This window comes from Paraburkholderia solisilvae (assembly GCF_902859875.1).
In the GTDB taxonomy this organism is placed as follows: Bacteria; Pseudomonadota; Gammaproteobacteria; order Burkholderiales; family Burkholderiaceae; genus Paraburkholderia; species Paraburkholderia solisilvae.
On the sequence record NZ_CADIKF010000053.1, the window covers coordinates 33,611 to 52,363 of the forward strand.

Annotated in this window: 19 protein-coding genes; 7 read left to right on the top strand and 12 right to left on the bottom strand. The window is 65.0% G+C overall.

Annotated elements, in window-relative coordinates; genetic code table 11:
- From HV675_RS25870 to HV675_RS25880, 3 genes are read left to right on the top strand one after another with little or no spacing between them, the layout of a single operon-like run.
- On the top strand, positions 1-1,215 hold the full coding sequence (locus HV675_RS25870; protein WP_175114300.1) for an acyl-CoA dehydrogenase family protein: 1,215 nt from the start codon (positions 1-3) through the stop codon (positions 1,213-1,215).
- A gap of 32 nt (positions 1,216-1,247) precedes the next feature.
- Positions 1,248-1,706 carry a MaoC family dehydratase gene (locus tag HV675_RS25875; RefSeq protein WP_175114301.1) on the top strand — a complete coding sequence of 153 codons (459 nt, stop codon included), beginning with the start codon at positions 1,248-1,250 and terminating at the stop codon, positions 1,704-1,706.
- Complete coding sequence (locus HV675_RS25880) at positions 1,703-2,191, top strand: MaoC family dehydratase (RefSeq protein ID WP_175114302.1); 489 nt, start codon at positions 1,703-1,705, stop codon at positions 2,189-2,191. Before HV675_RS25875 ends, HV675_RS25880 begins: the two co-directional genes overlap by 4 nt.
- Here HV675_RS25880 and HV675_RS25885 read toward each other — a convergent pair.
- The 5 genes from HV675_RS25885 to HV675_RS25905 all read right to left on the bottom strand — a co-directional run bounded on the left by HV675_RS25885 (position 2,167) and on the right by HV675_RS25905 (position 7,868).
- Positions 2,167-3,435 (bottom strand): acyl-CoA dehydrogenase family protein, encoded by a 1,269-nt coding sequence (locus HV675_RS25885; protein WP_175114303.1) that lies wholly within the window; start codon positions 3,433-3,435, stop codon positions 2,167-2,169. The two genes, HV675_RS25880 and HV675_RS25885, sit on opposite strands and share 25 nt — an antisense overlap.
- 73 nt (positions 3,436-3,508) lie before the next feature.
- Positions 3,509-4,627 carry a phosphotransferase gene (locus HV675_RS25890; protein ID WP_175114304.1) on the bottom strand — a complete coding sequence of 373 codons (1,119 nt, stop codon included), beginning with the start codon at positions 4,625-4,627 and terminating at the stop codon, positions 3,509-3,511.
- A gap of 125 nt (positions 4,628-4,752) precedes the next feature.
- On the bottom strand, positions 4,753-5,469 hold the full coding sequence (locus HV675_RS25895; RefSeq protein ID WP_175114305.1) for a histidine phosphatase family protein: 717 nt from the start codon (positions 5,467-5,469) through the stop codon (positions 4,753-4,755).
- A 15-nt stretch (positions 5,470-5,484) separates the two neighbouring features.
- Positions 5,485-6,273, bottom strand: a complete 789-nt coding sequence (locus HV675_RS25900) for an oxepin-CoA hydrolase, alternative type (RefSeq protein ID WP_175114306.1) — start codon at positions 6,271-6,273, stop codon at positions 5,485-5,487.
- Positions 6,270-7,868, bottom strand: coding sequence for a 3-hydroxyacyl-CoA dehydrogenase (locus tag HV675_RS25905; RefSeq protein WP_175114307.1), 1,599 nt, complete (start codon positions 7,866-7,868; stop codon positions 6,270-6,272). The genes HV675_RS25900 and HV675_RS25905 overlap by 4 nt, the downstream gene beginning before the upstream one ends.
- A gap of 136 nt (positions 7,869-8,004) precedes the next feature.
- Here HV675_RS25905 and HV675_RS25910 point away from each other — a divergent pair, with 136 nt between their 5' ends.
- A complete protein-coding gene (locus HV675_RS25910) occupies positions 8,005-8,652 on the top strand; it encodes a glutathione S-transferase family protein (RefSeq protein ID WP_175114308.1) in 648 nt (215 codons plus the stop codon).
- Between the two features lie 104 nt (positions 8,653-8,756).
- Here the strand turns inward: HV675_RS25910 and HV675_RS25915 are convergent, their stop codons facing one another.
- Together HV675_RS25915 and HV675_RS25920 are read right to left on the bottom strand one after the other, a co-directional pair.
- Positions 8,757-9,929, bottom strand: coding sequence for a pyridoxal phosphate-dependent aminotransferase (locus tag HV675_RS25915; RefSeq protein ID WP_175114309.1), 1,173 nt, complete (start codon positions 9,927-9,929; stop codon positions 8,757-8,759).
- Between the two features lie 122 nt (positions 9,930-10,051).
- The gene (locus HV675_RS25920) at positions 10,052-10,570 is read right to left on the bottom strand and encodes a putative toxin-antitoxin system toxin component, PIN family (RefSeq protein WP_175114317.1); all 519 of its coding nucleotides are present in this window, start codon (positions 10,568-10,570) and stop codon (positions 10,052-10,054) included.
- 232 nt (positions 10,571-10,802) lie between these two features.
- Here HV675_RS25920 and yaaA point away from each other — a divergent pair, with 232 nt between their 5' ends.
- Both yaaA and HV675_RS25930 read left to right on the top strand, forming a co-directional pair.
- A complete protein-coding gene (gene yaaA / locus HV675_RS25925; protein ID WP_175114310.1) occupies positions 10,803-11,585 on the top strand; it encodes a peroxide stress protein YaaA in 783 nt (260 codons plus the stop codon).
- Positions 11,586-11,642: 57 nt separating this feature from the next.
- Positions 11,643-12,842, top strand: a complete 1,200-nt coding sequence (locus HV675_RS25930) for a M14 family metallopeptidase (protein ID WP_175114311.1) — start codon at positions 11,643-11,645, stop codon at positions 12,840-12,842.
- Positions 12,843-13,035: 193 nt separating this feature from the next.
- Here HV675_RS25930 and HV675_RS25935 read toward each other — a convergent pair whose 3' ends face one another.
- The 4 genes from HV675_RS25935 to HV675_RS25950 form a co-directional block, all read right to left on the bottom strand.
- Positions 13,036-13,740 (bottom strand): BspC domain-containing protein, encoded by a 705-nt coding sequence (locus HV675_RS25935; RefSeq protein WP_175114312.1) that lies wholly within the window; start codon positions 13,738-13,740, stop codon positions 13,036-13,038.
- A gap of 191 nt (positions 13,741-13,931) precedes the next feature.
- Positions 13,932-14,606, bottom strand: a complete 675-nt coding sequence (locus HV675_RS25940) for an energy-coupling factor ABC transporter permease (protein ID WP_175114318.1) — start codon at positions 14,604-14,606, stop codon at positions 13,932-13,934.
- A gap of 10 nt (positions 14,607-14,616) precedes the next feature.
- Entirely contained in the window at positions 14,617-15,708 is a 1,092-nt protein-coding gene (locus HV675_RS25945; RefSeq protein WP_175114313.1) for a response regulator transcription factor, read from the bottom strand.
- Between the two features lie 224 nt (positions 15,709-15,932).
- A complete protein-coding gene (locus HV675_RS25950) occupies positions 15,933-17,147 on the bottom strand; it encodes a DUF2863 family protein (protein ID WP_175114314.1) in 1,215 nt (404 codons plus the stop codon).
- A gap of 233 nt (positions 17,148-17,380) precedes the next feature.
- Between HV675_RS25950 and HV675_RS25955 the strand changes: the two genes are divergently transcribed.
- On the top strand, positions 17,381-18,514 hold the full coding sequence (locus HV675_RS25955; protein WP_175114315.1) for an AI-2E family transporter: 1,134 nt from the start codon (positions 17,381-17,383) through the stop codon (positions 18,512-18,514).
- A gap of 36 nt (positions 18,515-18,550) precedes the next feature.
- Here the strand turns inward: HV675_RS25955 and HV675_RS32265 are convergent.
- Positions 18,551-18,753, bottom strand: a 203-nt coding sequence (locus HV675_RS32265) for a hypothetical protein (RefSeq protein ID WP_217478263.1), incomplete at its 5' end; no start/stop codon positions are given.

The window sequence follows — 18,753 nt, forward strand, 5'->3', positions numbered from 1 at the left end:
ATGGACTTCAGCTTCAACGACGAACAGCGGCAACTTGCCGACGCACTGCGCCGTTATCTGGACGCGCAATACGGGTTCGATGCGCGCGGCGCGATCATTCATTCGGACGCAGGCGTATCGGACACGCATTGGGCTGCGTTCGCCGAACTCGGATTGACCGCGTTGCCGGTGCCCGAAGCGTACGGCGGATTTAGCGGCGGCGCGGTCGATATGCTGGTCGTGATGCAGGAACTCGGGCGTGCGCTCGTCGTCGAGCCGTATTGGGCGACGATGGTGGGCGCCGAGGCGCTGCGGCTGGCGGGTGCACACGGCAGCAGTGTGCAAAACAGCGCGCAGAACAGTGGCCAGAACAGCGGCCAAAACAGTGAGCGAGGCGCCAGTCGCGGCAGCGACCTCGATGCCAACGCCACCGAGTTGCTCGAACGCGTCGCGCAGGGCGCGCTGAAACTTGCGGTTGCGTTTCATGAGCCGGCTGCGCGCTACGATCTGTTTGCGATCGCAACGACGGCCGCACTGCAAGGCGACCGCTATCTGCTCGACGGCACGAAGTCGATCGTGCAGCACGGCGCCCAGGCCGATTGCTGGATCGTGCCCGCCCGCATCAACGGCGACGTGGCGCTCTTCGTCGTTGCGCGCGACGCGGCAGGTGTCGCCATCACCGATTATCGAACCATCGACGGCCAGCGGGCCGCGACGCTGCAGTTCGCGCACACGCCCGCGCGCTGGCTGATCGGCGCGCCCGCCGGCGCGGCCGTGTTCGAACGCGTCGCGGATTACGGCATCGTCCTGCTGTGCGCGGAGGCGCTCGGCGCACTCGATGCGCTGAATCATGCAACCATCGAGTACACGAAAACACGCGAGCAGTTCGGTACGCCGATTGCACGTTTTCAGGCGCTGCAGCATCGTATGGTCGAGATGATGATTCACACCGAGCAGGCGCGCTCGCTCACGTATCTGGCGGCAGTCCGCTATGCAAGCGACGATGCGGATGAGCGGCGTCGCGCGGTCTCCGCGGCGAAGGTGCGAATCGGTCAGGCGGCGCGCTTCGTCGGCCAGCAGGCCATTCAATTGCACGGCGGCATGGGGATGACGAACGAAGTGGCGGCGGCGCATCTGTTCAAGCGTCTGGCGATTATCGAAACGACGCTTGGCGACGTCGATCATCATCTCGCGCGCTTTGCGGCGTTGCCGGGTTTCACACCCGTCGACGCTTGAGCGCCGATCGTTTCACTGACCTGGGGACAAAGATGGGTTTGAGCTACGAAGATTTCGAAGTCGGCAAGCCGTACGAAGTGGGCGAGCACACCTTTACGCGCGACGAGATTATCGCGTTCGCCACACAGTTCGATCCTCAGCCGTTCCATGTGGACGACCATGCGGCCGCGGCGTCGCCGTTCGGCACGCTGATCGCGAGCGGCTGGCATACCTGTTCGGTGATGATGGGGATGCTGGTGCGCAATGCACTTGCCGGCTCGACCTCGATGGGCTCGCCCGGCATCGACGATATCCGCTGGCTGAAGCCGGTGCGTGCCGGCGACACGATCCGCATGACGAGCACGGTGCTCGACAAGCGCGTGTCGTCGAGCAAGCCGGATCGCGGCATCGTGTCGACGCAGTGGGACGGCGTCAATCAGCACGGCGAGACCGTGATTACCGTACGCTCGAAAGTGATCTTCGGTTTGCGCAATCCGGGAGCGTCGGCATGACGCCTGATATGGAGATCACGCGCATCGATAGCGCGCAAAGCCTGCGCGCGCTGATCGGCGCGGCGCCGCGGGTGAGCCCGTGGGTCGAGATCGATCAGGCGAGCGTCGACCGCTTTGCCGAAGCGACCGGCGACCGTCAGTGGATTCACGTCGATCCGCAGCGCGCGCGGCGCGAATCGCCGTTTGGCGGGCCGATTGCGCACGGCTTTCTGACCTTGTCGCTCATTCCGGTGTTACTCGATCGCACTGTGCCGTTCGTGCAGCGGCTCGGCGTCAATTACGGGCTCAACCGCGTGCGCTTCACCGCGCCGTTGCCGGTCGGCTCACAGGTGCGCGCGAGCTTCGCGGTGATGCGCGCCACCGATGCCGCCGACGGCGGCGTGCAAGCGGTGTGGCGCGTCACACTCGAGCGGCAGGATAGCGAGCGGCCGGTTTGCATCGCCGAATTCATTACGCTGCACTACTTCGAGGCGCCCGCTTCCTGACCGTCGTCGCCGCGCGGCGCGAGGTTCGCGTCCGTGTATTTCGCCAGTTCGAGCTTCGCGATCGCGTTGCGATGCACTTCATCCGGGCCGTCCGCGAAACGCAGCGTCCGTGCGCAGGTATACGCATACGCGAGCGGAAAATCGTCGCTCATGCCGGCCGCGCCGTGCGCCTGGATCGCCCAGTCGATCACCTGGCACGCCATGTTCGGCGCGACGACCTTGATCATCGCAATCTCGCCGCGCGCACCTTTATTGCCGACGGTATCCATCATGCAGGCGGTCTTCAGTGTCAGCAGGCGTGCCTGCTCGATCATGCAGCGCGCCTCGGCGATGCGTTCCTGTGTGACGCTCTGCGCAGCGATCGGTTTGCCGAACGCGACGCGCTGCAGCACGCGCTTCGACATCAGTTCGAGCGCGCGCTCCGCCAGGCCGATAAGCCGCATGCAATGGTGAATGCGCCCGGGACCGAGGCGTCCCTGCGCAATCTCGAAACCGCGGCCTTCGCCCAGCAGCAGGTTCGACGCCGGCACGCGCACGTTGTCGAGCGTGATGTCCATATGACCGTGCGGCGCGTCGTCATAACCGAATACGGTCAGCGGCCGACGCACGGTAATGCCGGTCGCGTCCGCGGGCACGAGAATCATCGACTGCTGCTGGTGACGCGGCGCGTCCGGATCGGTCTTGCCCATCACGATATAGAGCTTGCAGCGCGGGTCGCCCGCGCCCGTCGACCACCATTTGTGGCCGTTGATCACATAGCTGTCGCCGTCGCGTGTGATGCGGGTTTGAATGTTCGTCGCATCCGACGACGCGACTTCCGGCTCCGTCATCAGAAACGCGGAACGGATTTGCCCTTGCAGCAGCGGTTCGAGCCATTCGCGTTTGCCCGCTTCGCTGGCATAGCGTTCGAGCGTTTCCATATTGCCGGTGTCGGGCGCATTGCAGTTGAACACTTCGGGCGACCACGGCACGCGGCCCATGATCTCGCACAGCGGCGCGTATTCGAGATTCGTCAGTCCCGCGCCGCGCTGCGAGGCCGGCAGGAACAGATTCCACAGGCCCGCGTCGCGGGCGCGCTGCTTCAGCGTTTCGATAAGGTCGGTCGGCGCCCATGCATTGCCGTCCTGCCGGTTGCGCGCAATCTCGGCGGCGAAGGCCTGCTCGTTCGGGTAGATGTGCTCATCGAAGAACGCGAGCAGCGTTTCTCGCAGCGCCTGCACTTTCGGGGTGTAGTCGAAATTCATCTGAGCCCTCGTATCGTGAATCGGTCGGAATCGATGCGTCGCGTGCATCTGCAACGTGTGTTGCGTGTGCGTATCAGCGCACTTTCTGTGCGTAACGCCAGGCGAGCTCGGCCATCGGCCTCGCGCGGCGGCCCGCGTCGACTGCTTGCGCGCTGGCCGCCGTTCCGTCGACGACGCGCTTCATGATGCCTTGCAGAATCGCCGCGATGCGGAACATGTTGTATGCGAGGTAGAAGTTCCAGTCGCCGCGCATTGTGAAGCCGGTGCGTGCGCAATAGCGTTCGACATACGCTGTCTCGTCGGGAATGCCGAGCGCGCGCCAGTCGAGGCCCGCGATGCCGCGAAACTGTGCGGGATCGACGTGCCACGCCATGCAGTGGTACGCGAAATCGGCGAGCGGGTCGCCGAGCGTCGACAGTTCCCAATCGAGTACCGCTAGCACGCGCGGTTCCTGCGCATGAAAAATCAGGTTGTCGAGCCGGTAATCGCCATGCACGATCGATACGCGCGCGGCGTCGTCGGGCGGCTCAGGCGGAATATGCTGCGGCAGCCATTCGATCAGACGCTGCATCGCGTCGATCGGTTCGGTTTCGGACGCCTGGTATTGTTTGCTCCAGCGGCCGATTTGCCGCGCGAGGTAGTTGCCGGGTTTGCCGTAGCCGGCGAGGCCGACTGCGGCCGGATCGACGCTATGCAGCGCGGCGATCACGCGGTTCATCTCGTCGTAGAGGGCCGCGCGTTGGTCGCAGGTCATGCCGGGCAGCGACTGATCCCACAGCACGCGGCCTTCGATGAACTCCATCACGTAGAACGCGCGACCGATCACGCTTTCGTCTTCACAAAGCGCGAGCATTGTCGCGACTGGCACGTCGGTGTCATGCAGCGCGTGCATCACGCGATACTCGCGCTCGATCGCATGCGCGGAGGGCAGCAGCTTCGCTGCGGGGCCGGGTTTTGTGCGCATCACATAGGCGCGCGATGGCGTGATCAGCTTGAAGGTCGGATTGGACTGACCGCCTGCGAATTGCTCGAGCGTGAGCGGTCCGATAAAGCCGTCGACGTTCGCGGCGAGCCACGCGGTGAGTGCGTCGGTATCGACGCGTTGGTGAGCCGTTATCGGGCGCGTGCCGATGAAGGCCGAATAGTCGGTTGTGCCGGGTGCGGCGCCGGATGTGGTCGTCGATTGCGGCATTGTCTCCTCCTTTATTTGTGAGTCGACGGGAGTTGGTGCTTCAGCGCCTACTCCCGCCCCATGCCGCATTAGCGCGAGTTAGCGCTTCAGCGCCCACCAGCACTCGCCCATAAATTCCGACGCTCCTACCCACTCCTCGTCTGCCGAAACTGCGCATACAGCATTTCCATCGTCGTATTGCGAATCTCATGATGCATGGGCGCCGGCGGCGAATGATTGATCAGCCGCAGCACCCAGTCGCGCGGCGCATCGCCGACATCGAGCGCATTGATACACCCGGTCGCCTGCGCGATATGACCGAAAAACGTACGCCCGCCCGCCGACAGCGCGTGCGACAGAATCGCGCGATTCACCCCGCCATGCAGCACCAGCAGCACGCAATCCCACGTGTGGTCGGCGCGCAGCGCGGCAAGCGCGGGCAGCGTCCGGTCGAACAGCGAGCCGATCGTTTCGCCGCCGAGAAAGCGCGTGTCTTCCGGCACGATCCCATCGAAGACGCTGAGAAACGCCGCTTCGAGATCGGCATCCGGAATACCGCCGAGCTTGCCGCCGCGAATCTCGAGCCATGCCGGCTCGAGCTCGATGTCGATCTGCTGACGGGTCTCGTCGAGCACGCGCCGCGCGGTCTCGACCGTGCGTGGCAAACCGCTCGCGATCACGCGATCGAAGCGGATCCGATGCTCAGCGAACGCGCGGCCCGCCGCGCTCGCCTGTTCGCGGCCGTTTGCATTGAGCGGCACCGTATCCGGGTCGATCATGCGGCCCGAGTCGTCGAAGTACGTGACGTCGCCATGACGCATCAGATAGATCCGGCGGCGCTTGGGCAATTGATAGGACGGCATCGTGCGCAGTCTCGTTTACTTGAAATGGGGCACGCGCTTGTCGAGGAACGCGCTGATGCCTTCGAGCGCATCGCGATGCTGCAGCGACGCGACGAAGCTGTCGCGTTCCGCGACAAGGTGTGCATCGAGCGGCTGCGTGCCGGCTGCGCCGATCAGCGATTTGATCTGCGCGGTCGCATGCGGCGACAGCTTGCCGAGTTCGTCGGCCCACGCGAGCGCCGCGTCGCGCACCGTGCCGGTTTTCGCGAGCCGGTTCACGACGCCCAGTTCGTAAAGGCGCGTCGCGCCGATCGGCTTGCCTTCGAGCAGCACTTCGGTCGCAAGCTGGCGCGGCAACGCATGCGTCAGAAACCACGAGCCGCCGCCATCGGGCGTGAGGCCGACCTGTGCATACGACATCACGAACTTCGCGTCGTCGGCAGCGACGATCAGGTCGCACGCGAGCGCAAGCGAGAAGCCCGCACCCGCCGCCGCGCCTTCGACCGCCGCGATCACCGGCTTGGTCGACGCGCGCAATGTCGCGATCCATTCGCCGAGCAGATCGATACTGGCCGCCTGCACCGACGCGTCTTTCGCGCGATTCTCGAGCAGCCGGTGCAGGTTGCCGCCCGCGCAGAAGAACTGGTCGGCGCCGGTCAGCACGATCGCGCGCACCGACGCGTCGCGTTCCGCCGTTTCGAGTGCTTCGATGCCGGCCGCGTACATGTCGGGGTGCAGCGCGTTGCGCGCGCCCGGATTCGACAGCGTCAGCACAAGGGTCGCTTCGCTTTCGGCAGGACGCGTGGCGAGCAGTTCGGCGGTCATTGAGAGGGCTCCTTCGATTGAGTGGGGCGATCGCTGTCGCCGGTATCCGGATGTCTATCGGCCGCGTCGGATTGCGTGAGCGACAGGCCGAGTTGCGCACGGCGCGCGAGCCACGGCGACGGACGGTAGCGCGGATCGCCGAGCACCGCATGCAGGTTGCGCAGGATCGTCAGGATGACACGCGCGCCGAGCGCGTCGCCGAGTGCGAGCGGGCCGCGCGGATAGCCAAGGCCGAGGGTGACCGCGAGGTCGATATCGTGCGGCGTCGCGATTTGCCGCTGCGCGATATCGCAGCCGATATTCACAATCGTCGCGACCACACGTTGCGCGACAAAGCCCGTCGAATCGCGAATCACCGTGACCGGCACGCCGTCGGCGGCGAACAGCGCATGCGCGGCGTCGCGGACGCTGCGCGTGGTCGCGGGCGTCGTCATCAGCGTGCGGCGTTGCGCATCGACGAGCGGGAACAACGCGTCGACGGCGACGACGCGCGTCGCATCGAGTGATTCGTCGAGCGCGGCGGTGGTCGCATCGAGCCCGAACGGCGTAACGACGATCAATGCATCGGCGGCCGGCTTCGCGCCGGTATCGAGCGGCACGCCAGCCCGCGCGACGAGCGCCTGCACCGCGTCGTGCGCGTGCGGATGCCGGTTGCTGATCCACACGCGCGCCGGCAAGCCCGTGGGCGCGGGCGGCTCCGGCGGCACCTGCTGCTTGCCGTCGACATACCGGTAGAACCCTTCGCCCGCCTTGCGCCCGATAAGACCGCCCGCGAGCCGCGTCGCGGTGATCGGCGACGGCGTAAAGCGCGGCTCTTCATAAAACTGGTGGTAGATCGACTCCATCACCGGATGCGATACATCGAGCGCGGTCAGATCGAGCAGTTCGAACGGTCCGAGCCGGAAGCCGGCCTGCTCGCGCATGATGCGATCGATGTCGACGAAGCGCGCGACGCCTTCGTCCGCGATGCGCAGGCCCTCGGTATTCATCCCGCGTCCCGCGTGATTGACGATAAAGCCGGGCATATCCTTCGCGCGCACCGGCGTGTGGCCCATACGGCGCGCGAGGTCCATCAGCGCGTCGCCGGCGGCCGGATCGCTGCGCAGCCCGTCGATCACTTCGACGACCTTCATCAGCGGCACCGGATTGAAGAAGTGATAGCCCGCCACGCGCGACGGATCGCTGCAGCCCGCGGCAATCGCGGTGATCGACAGCGACGACGTATTCGACGCGAGCACGCAGCGGCCGCTGACAATCGCCTCGAGCTCGCGAAAGAGCGCGCGCTTCGCGTCGAGTTTTTCGACGATCGCTTCGATGACGAGATCGCAGTCGGCGAATTCCGCGAGCGCCTGTGCGCCGGAGACCGCGCCGAGCGCGGCGCGCGCGTGAATTTCGTCGAGCTTGCCTTTGGCGGTCAGTTTCGCGAAGGTATCGGCGAGGTAGTCGCGCGCGGCGCCGACGGCCGCGGGATTCGTGTCGAACAGCCGTACCCCGAGACCGGCGAGCGCCGCGATCTGCGCGATGCCGCGGCCCATCGCGCCGGTGCCGACGATGCCGATGGTTTCAATAGCGTAGGGGCGAGCGATTGACGTCATGCGGGGGCGTCTCCAGGTTGAGCTTAAAATAGCACGAGCGTGCCGGCTAGCAAGGTTTCCTTTGCAGTCGCGGGATGCCTCCGGCACGGTTTCAACGCAGGCAGTCCGCATGCCTGACGATAAAGGGAGACATCGAATGATTACGCTATGCGGCTTCTCGCTGTCCAACTATTACAACAAGATCAAGTTTGCGCTACTCGAACACGAGATTCCATTCGAAGAACACCATGTGCCGGCGAGTCAGGACGACGCGATGCTGGCGCATTCACCGCTCGGCAAGGTGCCGTTTGTGTTGACCGAACACGGCAGCCTGTGCGAATCGCAGGCCATTCTCGAATATCTGTGCGCATGCTATCCGGAGAAGGCGATCTTTTCGCGCGATCCATGGGAGGCGGCGAAGGAGCGGGAGATGATGCTGTTCGTCGATCTGCATCTCGAACTGGTCGCGCGCAATCTGTACAAGCAGGCGTTTTTCGGCGGCGTGGTAACTGATGCGACGAAAGGCCGGGTCGAGAAGCTGCTCACGCGCCATATTCGCGGCTTTACGCGGCTCGCGCAGTTTGGCCCGTATCTGCGCGGGGAAAAGTTCGGCGCCGCCGATTTCAGCGGCTTCGTGCATCTGCCGCTTGTCGGTCTCGCGACGCGGCAGGTTTATGGGCGCGACTTTCTGCTCGATGCAGGCGTCGACTGGAAAAGCTACTGGAAGGTGGTCAATGCGCGCCCGGCCGCGCAGCGCGTGACCGCCGACCGCAAGGCGTATATGGACGCGACGCGCAACACATAGCGCTGGCCGCGCCGGCCGTGCAGCGGTTGGTTGCCGCTTGTTGCGGCGACGCCCGTTTCAGGTTCCGTCGCTGCGCTTGCAGCAAACGCGCGGTGTGGTTTCGATCAGAGGCGCGCCAGCCGTTCCAGCGCGGTGGCGAGCGTCTCTTCCTTCTTCGCGAAGCAGAAGCGCACGACGCCGGATTCATGCGGCTCGTGATAGAACGCCGACACCGGAATGGCCGCGACGCCGATCTCGCGCGTGAGCCACTGCGCGAACTCGCCTTCCGGCAGGTCGCTGATTGCCGAGTAGTCGACACACTGGAAGTACGTGCCCGTGCACGGCAGCAGCCTGAAGCGCGAATTCGCGAGACCCGCGCGGAAATAGTCGCGCTTCTTCTGATAGAACGCGGCCAGATTCAGGTACGGCGCCGGGTCCTGCATATAGTGCGCAAGGCCGAGCTGCATCGGCGTGTTCACGGTGAATACGTTGAACTGATGCACCTTGCGGAATTCGGCGGTCAGTGCCGCGGGCGCCGCGACATAGCCGACCTTCCAGCCCGTCACGTGATACGTCTTGCCGAAGCTCGACACGACGAAGCTGCGCTGCGCGAGCTCCGGATAACGCGCGACGCTCTCATGCGGCGCGCCGTCGTACACCATGTGCTCATAGACTTCGTCGGCGAGGATCAGCACATTCGTGCCGCGGACAATCGCTTCGAGCTTGCGCATGTCGTCCGCGCGCCAGACCGTGCCGGTCGGATTGTGCGGTGTGTTGATCAGAATCAGGCGCGTCTTCGGCGTGATCGCGGCGGCGAGCCTGTCGAATGGAATCGCGTAGTCCGGCGCATCGAGCGTGACGAACACCGGCTTGCCGCCGGCGAGTTCGATCGACGGCAGGTAGCTGTCGTAGGTCGGCTCGATCACGATCACTTCATCGCCCGGATGGACTGCGCACAAAATCGCGGTCAGCAACGCCTGCGTCGCGCCCGCGGTGACCGTGATCTCGCTTGCCGCATCGTAACGGCGGCCGTACAGGTTCGCGATTTTCTCCGCGATCGCTTCGCGCAGCGGCGCGATGCCGGCCATCGGCGGGTACTGGTTGTGTCCACCGCGCATCGCGTCCGTTACCGCATCGATGATGCGCGGATCGCATTCGAAATCCGGGAAGCCCTGACCCAGGTTCACGGCGTTCTTTTCGACCGCGAGCGCGCTCATCACGGTGAAGATCGTCGTGCCGACGGTCGGCAGGCGGGACGGAAACGAAGGCGTGACGGGCGTGTCGTTCGGTGCATTCATGGCGCGGTCCTGAAGCGATGGGCGAAGGTGAGTGAGGTCGGTCGGGTGTGGCTGGTGCAGAGGCAAGTCACTGTAACCGGAAATGCCGGCAGCCGCGCTGCCGGCTTTGCACGTGCATTGCGCTATGCGGGCGCGGGCTCCTCATGGCTCGACAGGCACGCTTCGACGAAGGGTGCCGGCTGGGCGATCCGGAAGCCGAAGTCCCGGGCGATGCGGCGCGCCAGTTTCAGCACTGCGCGGTCCTTCGATACGAGCCAGTGCGCGCGGCCTGCGTGCGCGAGCTCGATAAACTTCTGGTCGTCGCGATCCTTGCATTGCGGCAGCGCGCACGCAGCGGCCGCATCGTCGTCGGACGCGGCCGGTTCGATCAGCTGTGTCAAACGTGCGACGGTGGCAAGCGCCGCTTCCTTGTCGACCGCGCGTTTCGCGAACTGCGGATAGTCGAGCACATAGGCGAGCTCGGCGAGGCAGCGCGCGTCGATCAGCGCGCATAGCGCGCCTCGTTCGAGCGCCGCGCGAATCGGGCGCGTGTGCGGATCGTCGAACACGAGAATGTCGATCCACACGTTCGAATCGAGCACGATTCTGGGTGCAGGCGGGGGCGCAAGCAAGGGTGCAGGCGGGGGTGCATGTGGCGGCATGTGCGGCGTCTGCGGGTTCGGCTGGGTTACATGCGGCGGCGGCGCGCTCGCGGGCACGGCGGGTTGTCCATCGGGCCGCACGGTGAGCAGCACGTCGGGCCGCACGTCGGGCGACGCAGGCGTCGACACATCGGGCGCAGTACGTGGGGCAGGGGAACCGGGCATGCGTGACATTCGCTACAATCGGGCTTTCGTCTTTTGACCGCCAGGCACGGCGTGCCTGAAAGCCTCTATGATAATCGTTCTGTCGCCGGCGAAATCGCTCGACTACGAAACCCCGCCGCACGTCAGCAGGCATACCATTCCCGATTTCGTCGACGATGCGGCCGAACTGATCGACGGCTTGCGGCGTCTGTCGCCGCAGCAGATCGCCACGCTCATGAGCATTTCCGATCCGCTCGCGCAGCTGAATTTCCAGCGTTACGCGGACTGGTCGCCGCGTTTTCACACAGGCAATGCGAAGCAGGCGGTGCTCGCGTTCAACGGCGACGTCTACGAAGGCTTCGAAGCGCGCAGCCTGTCGGCCGCCGATCTCGACTACGCGCAGCAGCACGTGCGCGTGCTGTCCGGTCTCTATGGACTGCTGCGGCCGCTCGATCTGCTGCAGCCTTACCGGCTCGAGATGGGCACGCGTTTTCAGAACGCACGCGGCAAGGACCTGTACGCGTTCTGGGGCGAGCGCATCACGGAAGCATTGAATGCGCAGTTCAAGCGCAACAGGGGCGCGGCGCGCGTGCTGATCAATTGCGCGTCCGGCGAGTACTTCAAGTCCGTGAAGGCGAAGCGGCTCGATGCGCCGGTCGTCACACCGGTCTTCGAAGACTGGAAGGGCGGACGCTACAAGGTGATCAGCTTCCATGCGAAGCGGGCGCGCGGACTGATGGCGCGCTTCGCGGTCGAACACCGCATCGCCGCGCCGGAAGAACTCAAAGGCTTCGATGCGGAAGGCTATGCGTTCGATGCCAATGCGTCGAACGACGATACCTATGTCTTTCGCCGGCGCGTCGCGAGTTGAGCGCGCCGTCATCGGCACAATCCGCAGCAGCGTAAATCAGCAGGGCAGGAGTAGACCATGACGCTTTCGATCACGAGCAACTTCGACGCCGGTGCAATCGAGGTACTGTCCTGCGAGCGGGCCGGCGATATCCGTCTGCGCGTGCGCCGCGATAGCCATGCGGAATTCGCGCAATGGTTCTACTTCCGCGTGTCGGGCGCGCGCGGCGAGCGCTGCGTGATGAAGTTCGAGAACGCCGGCGATTGTGCGTTCGCCGAAGGCTGGCGCAACTATCACGCGATGGCGAGCTATGATCGCGTGAACTGGTTCCGCGTGCCGACCTCCTATGACGGCCGCGTGCTGACGATCGATCACACGCCCGACTTCGATCGCATCTACTACGCGTACTTCGAGCCGTATAGCGAAGAGCGTCACGCGGAATTTCTCGGCGCGGTGCAGCAGATGCCGCACGCGACGCTGACGGAGCTCGGCAAGACGGTCGAAGGCCGCCCGGTTTCGATGCTGACGCTCGGCACGCCTGAAGCGGACGACGCGCATGCGGCCCGCGCTGCGGGCGCGGCGAGCAGCGCAGGTAGCGCGCAAAAGAAACGCGTCTGGATCATCGCGCGCCAGCATCCGGGCGAAACGATGGCCGAATGGTTTGTCGAAGGCCTCGTGAAGCGGCTCGCGGGCTGGGGCGACTGGGCGGGCGACGCGGTGGCGCGCAAGCTCTACGATCATGCGGTGTTCCACATCGTGCCGAATATGAATCCGGACGGCAGTGTGCACGGCAACCTGCGCACCAACGCGGCCGGCGCGAATCTGAATCGCGAGTGGATGGAGCCCGATGCCGCGCGCAGTCCTGAAGTGCTGGTCGTGCGCGACGCGATTCGCGCGACCGGCTGCGATCTGTTCTTCGATATTCACGGCGACGAAGCGCTGCCGTATGTGTTCGTTGCCGGCTCGGAGATGCTGCCGGGCTTCACCGAGCAGCAGGCGCGCGAGCAGAAGGCGTTTATCGAAGCGTTCAAGCAGGCAAGCCCCGATTTCCAGGACAGGTACGGGTACGAGGCGAGCAAGTATCGGCAGGATGCGTTGCGGCTTGCGTCGAAATTTATCGGCAATGAATTCGGCTGCCTGTCGCTGACGCTCGAAATGCCGTTCAAGGACAACGCGAATCTGCCCGATGAGCGCGTCGGCTGGAACGGCGAGCGCAGCGCGGCGCTGGGCGCCGCGATGTTGCAGGCGATCCTGTGGCACGTGCAGGCGTTCGCGTAACGTGTCGTGCCGTTGCGCGATGACGGGATGGGGCGGTGCGATGATGCGGTGATGCGGCCGCTGTGTTGTGCGGCGCTGCGCGCATTGGGTATCAGCTATCGATATCGGACAGGCGTGGTAAAGATGCGGACATCAATCGACCGATGAACCCAGGCCGCAGCGAGCGATGCTGCGCGCCCGCACGACCGCGCTATCAATGCTTCTTCTTTGTCGTCGACGCGTTCGTCTTGTGAGCCGTCGATTTTGACGACGATGATTTGCCTGCCGATTTGCCGGTGGACTTCGCGCTGGAATTCGCCGTCGCTTTCGCGGCTTTCGTGGCCTTGGTCGAGCCTTTCTTCGACGTCTTTCCCGCAGCCTTCTTCGTTGACGACGCGTTGCCGTGTGCGACGTGCTTGCCGTGCGCGCTCGGCACGCTGTCGGCCGTTGCAGCGCGGCTCACCACCGGCCGCAACGGCGGCACCGGGTCATTCCACGAGAACGCCAGCATCTGCGAGCCGACATAGCCGCAGCGGAAGTGCAACTCGGTCGGATCCCCGCCATTGCTGCGAATGCCGAAGCCGTCGACGGTCACGATGCTGTCGACCTTCACGCGCTGCTTGCCTTCGTCGAACGCGTCATTCCACGGCGTGACCGACGCATGCACGCTATCGAACGCGGTGGGCGGGAATTCGACGTGATCGAATGCGGTGGACGTGCTGGCGACAAAGTTGCCGTGCGCCGCGCAGTCCGCGACGAGCGGGTCGGCGTGCATGTCGTTGACGAACTGATTGACGAGCTGATTGTGTTGCTCGAGCTGGTCGGCAAGGGCGGGAGACACGAGCGCGACGCCCGCGGTCCATACCGCGATCCGGCCGACCAACCGCAGCAACCGGCGCGGTACGTTGGTGCGATCCATCTTGTAGTGAGTGACGCGCCCGTCACGCGCATCAAGCGCGAGTCGAACGCAATAGCTGCATGAAACTGAAGCACGATTGCGACATCAGCCAAATAAGATGCATTGATGCCAAAAGGAGTTCAATCGTGACACAAATATTTTGCGCCGTCGTGAACGGACGGCGCGCAGGTTGCGCGCAGATGCGGCGGCGGTCAGGTGCGCGGGCCGCCGAGACGATAGCGGCGCACGTCGTAGGTCGTGACCCATGCGGGCCGATAAACGGCGATCAGCGCGGTGGCCATGCCGGTGAACCAGGCTTCGCCCGAGGCCAGCAGAAACACGCTGAACACGTAGCCGGCCGGGATCACCTTCGGCGAGCCGTCGGAAAGGCCGATATGCGTGGCCAGCGCGGCGGCGGATGCGGCCGTCACCGCGATGGCCGGCGACACGAAGCCCTGGCCGACGATAAACATGAAGAGGCTGCGCGGCAGCCATGCTTTGCCCATGCGCTGTAGCAACGCGGACACGCCGACCGGCAACGCGCCGAACACAAGAAACGTGAGCGCGATGCCTTGCCACGGTGCATCGAAGACGATGGCCGCGAGGCCCGCAACCGCGGCCATGGCCAGCAGCGCGAGCGCCCAGTCGAATAGCGTGACGACGAGCGTGGCGCCGAGCAGATGCAGCACGGTGCCGTCTTCGAGCCACGCATTGCTTGCCCACAGCACCGACACCGCGACGATGATCGCCAGCCAGACATGCTGCAACACCGAGTCTTGAAGACGTTTGAAAGGGTTCCTCGACAGCGCGAGCGCGAGCAGCGCCGCAGCGGCGATCGAGCCACCGGCAGCGACCCATAGCGGAAGCGGAGTATAGAAGAAACCCATGTGTCTCATATTACTCGTTGGACGGCGAAACGTGTGAGCGGATTCCGTGCCAGCCGTCGCGTGGGGCATCCGTGGCTTCGCCTTCCTGCGTGCTTGCCTGCGGTGGGTCGGTGGGCCCGGCGCCTGCGTCGCGACCCGCGTCGCCGGCCGGTTCCGGCGTCGCGGCGGGTGCCGCTTCGTCGAATGGCGTGGTCGCTTCGGCCGCGATGGGCAACGGCGTCGCAGTGTCGTTCGCAGGCAACGGATACTTGAACTTGCGCCGCGTGCGCCTGCGCAGCGGCACGACGCCGGGCTGGCCCCGCACCGGGCGTTCGGCGCTTTCCTGGCTCGTGCGCAACACCTCGAGCTGAGCATTGAGCCAGCCGTTATAGATCGCCACCGCGGCCGCCCGATTCGGCGCACCGAGCTGCTGGAAAATGCTGGTCAGGTGGATTTTCACCGTGCCTTCGCTTATGCCGAGCGCGCGCGCGATCATCTTGTTCGTGCTGCCCATATGGACGCAGCGCATGATCTGCTCCTGGCGAGGCGACAGTCCCCCTGCGAAGCGCGTGCGCCTGGCCGGCGGCGCGAAGAACTCGGGCCGCCGCGGCACACCTTCGGCGGGCGCGGGAAGGGCAGCGGGGCTGCCGCCCGCGTTGCCGCCTGGATTGCCACCGGTCTCGCCCGTCGTATCCGGTGTGCTCGCCACCGTGGTGATCGTGACCACCGGGGGCTCGAGCGCAAGCGCACCAGGCGGGATGTAGTGCCCGCCCAGCAGCACGAGTTCGAGCGCCCGCACGATGAGGCGCGGGTCCGTCGAGCGAGGAATCACGCCGCACACGCCTGTTTCGACGAGGCCGCGGACGCAATCCGGCGACGTGTCGTCGGTGAGCACCGCGACCGGCATGCCCGGATGGTCCACAAAGAGCGCGCGCGCATCCGTGACGGTCATCCAGTCCTGCCAGTCGATCACAAGCAGCTCCGGCGGATGCCGCCGCAAGATGCGGTCGGCCTGACGCCAGTCTTGTGCTTCGTTGAAGCGGGCTTTCCGGTCGATCTGCCGCAGCAGTGCCTTGAGCCCTTCGCGCCGTTCGGCGTCTGAATTGAGAAGCGAAAAACGCATTGCCATGCCTCCTGATGAGTCGATCGAGGTGTCGTGATGCGCGCGAAACGTTAGAGACTGTTGCGCGGCGATGCGTCACCCACCAATCCGATAATGACAAATTCCTTAACGGATGACCGCCTGTCCGATAGGCATAGGATCAGTGCACAAAAATGAAAAAAGCCCCGCGTCAGGCGGGGCTTCATAGCGCTGTTTGGCGCTGTTCTTAAGAACAGCGCGTGCAGTTAGTGGAAATGCGGCTGTGCGGGCTCAGCGTCTTCAGGCATTTCTGCATGCACGATCTCGCCGAGCGGATCCGCATAAAGCGGCACGCCGCAGTCATCGCAATATTCGGGCTCGAAGCGGCCCGCATGACGACGGATTTCGGTGACGCCGGTTTCCTTCAGCAGCGCGACGATTTCTTCGAGCGGACCTTCTTCGGCGCCCGGTTCCTGCGGTTCCTCATCGATGCCCGGGTCGCCGTTTTCGCGACCGTAGAGCGGCCACACGACGCCATAGATCACGTCGTTGCTGCCGCGCCGCGTGAAGCCGATCCGGTACTCGTCGATGCGCCGCTCGCCGAAGCCGGCGACCACCGCGCGCAATTCCTGCGGCGCCGCGCCGATCGTGTCGAACAGATAGCGCACCGCGGTGCGGACCGTATGCGGACGCACCCGTTCGTCCGCATCGCGGCATGCCGAGTAGTACGCATCGGGCAGCAGGCATTCGAACTCGCAGCCCGGCAGCACGACCGACAGGTTCGCGCCGCCTTGCGCGGCCCATTGCTCGAGGCACTGGCCGCGCTCGATGCGCGTGCCGTGTTCTTCTTCCTGCCAGCGAAACACCGGCGCGCCGACTGGGGCCGCGACCACCGCGAGCAGAAAGCGCGGGTCCGCGAGAATCGGCGAAGTTTCGGGCAGCTCGCCGAAGTTGAGCTTCGCGATGCCGCCGCTCATCGCGGTCTGTGTCAACTGCTGCGCGAGCCGCCAGGTTTCGACGTGATGGCGCGGCAACTGGTCGATGCTGTAGAGGAACGGCGCCATGGCGACGCGCGTGCCCGCGGCCAGCACGTGCGCCTGCAGGTGCGCGCGCAACGCGTCGGACGCGTCGCCCTTCAGCGCGCCCGATGGAATCGCGTAGCGCGTCCACGCGAGCACCGGCGCGGCGATCAGCAGCGCTTCGTAGGTGACGCCTTCGTGCTCGACGACGAGCGACTCGCTATGCGTTTCGGCCATGTCGGCGAGCGCGCCATAGGCGTCGGGGTGGTTCTGCTGCAGATGGTCCAGCGCGGCATCCAGAGTTGTCTGATTGCCATTGCGGACGATTCTGGCAAGCATTGCGTCGAGTTTTGCTTCCCAGAAACGATCTTCGGTTCGGCTGCCCGACGCGAACAGGGCAAGCGACAGACCGACGAGTTTGTCGGCGTCGGGAGGGAGGCGTTTAGCTATTCGCGAGCGCATAAATCCGGAGGTTGTGTGCACAGAACCATATATTCTAGTCCTTTCCATCACGCGATATGTTCGGCACGCGCACCCGCCGGCCGGAGGTCGGCATTGCGAAGGACTACCCGACGGATTGCCGCGCGGAGCGGGCGCGCGGCCGGAGGGCGTGCCGAAGCGCTCCCCTATACTGACTGGGCGGGCTTTGTCGTTCATCGATATCTGTCGCCGCGGTTCGGCAAAGGGAGAGCCTCATGGTGAAATCGGATCAACTCATCGAGCGGCTCGCGGCCGTGTTCGCGCTGATCATCCTCGTCGGCGGCTCGCTGCTGGTGCTCGCGCCGTTCACGACCGCGCTGCTATGGGGCGCGATTCTCAGCTTCAGTTCATGGGGCCTGTACATCAGGCTCGCGGCGGCGCTTGGCGGGCGGCGCAGATGGGCGGCGACGCTGATGGTGCTGATGATCCTGATCGTCGTGCTCGGGCCATTCGTTTATGCGGGGTTCGCATTCGGCGCGCATGCGCGTGATATCACCGCGGTCGTGCAGCGTTTCTTCGATGGGGGCTTGCCGGATTTGCCGCCATGGGTTGCGCACATACCGCTCGTCGGAACGAGTATCGAAGCGTTCTGGGAGCGCGTGACGAGCAGCAGTTCGGAAATGGCCGCGCAGCTGCGCACGCTGGCGGCGCCGGCCGGCAAGTGGATTCTCGCGGCGGCGCTCGCGGTGACGCACGGTCTCGGGCTGCTCGCGCTCAGTATCATCCTTGCGTTCTTCTTCTATACGGGCGGTGAAGGGGCGGCCGCGTGGCTGAATGCCGGCATGCGGCGCGTCGCCGGCGAGCGTGCCGATTACCTGCTTGCGCTCGCGGGCAGCACGGTGAAGGGGGTGGTCTACGGCATTCTCGGCACCGCGCTCGTGCAAGGCGTGCTGGCCGGCTTCGGCTGCTGGATCTCCGGCGTGCCCGCGCCTGCGCTGCTTGGGCTCGCGACGTTCTTTCTGTCGGTGATACCGGGTGGTCCGGTGGTCGTGTGGCTGCCGGCCGCGATCTGGCTGTATCACGGCGGCGAGACGGGGTGGGCGATCTTCCTGGTCGTGTGGGGCGTGGTGGTGGTCGGCATGTCCGATAACGTGGTCAAGCCGATCCTGATCGGCAAGAGCAGCGACATGCCGTTGATTCTCGTGATGCTCGGGATTCTCGGCGGCGCGTTTGCCTTCGGTTTTCTGGGCGTGTTTATCGGGCCGACGCTGCTTGCGGTCGCCTATACCGTGGTGCACGACTGGACGGTGGGCGCAGCGGGCGCGCGCGGCGAAATGGCGAGCGCGGACGCTGCTGCTGTGGCGGCGGATGGCGGTCGTCGCGAAGTCGAAAAGGCGCCGGGAAAATAAATGGCGGATTTCACTTGCACGGGCGGAGTCGAGTCGCTAGAATCGCCGTCTTTCGCGCTTCGGTGAGCCTTCATGTGAGGCTGGGTTGAACGGGGTGCGGAAGGCGGGAGCGCCAGCAATGGCGGGGGTTTGCACGATGTGCGACAGGTTGGTGGAAGTAAAAAACCTGTTGACGATGTGAGTGCGAGTCTGCATAATCTCGCTTCTCTGCTGCGACGCGCGGCAGACACGGAAAGGCG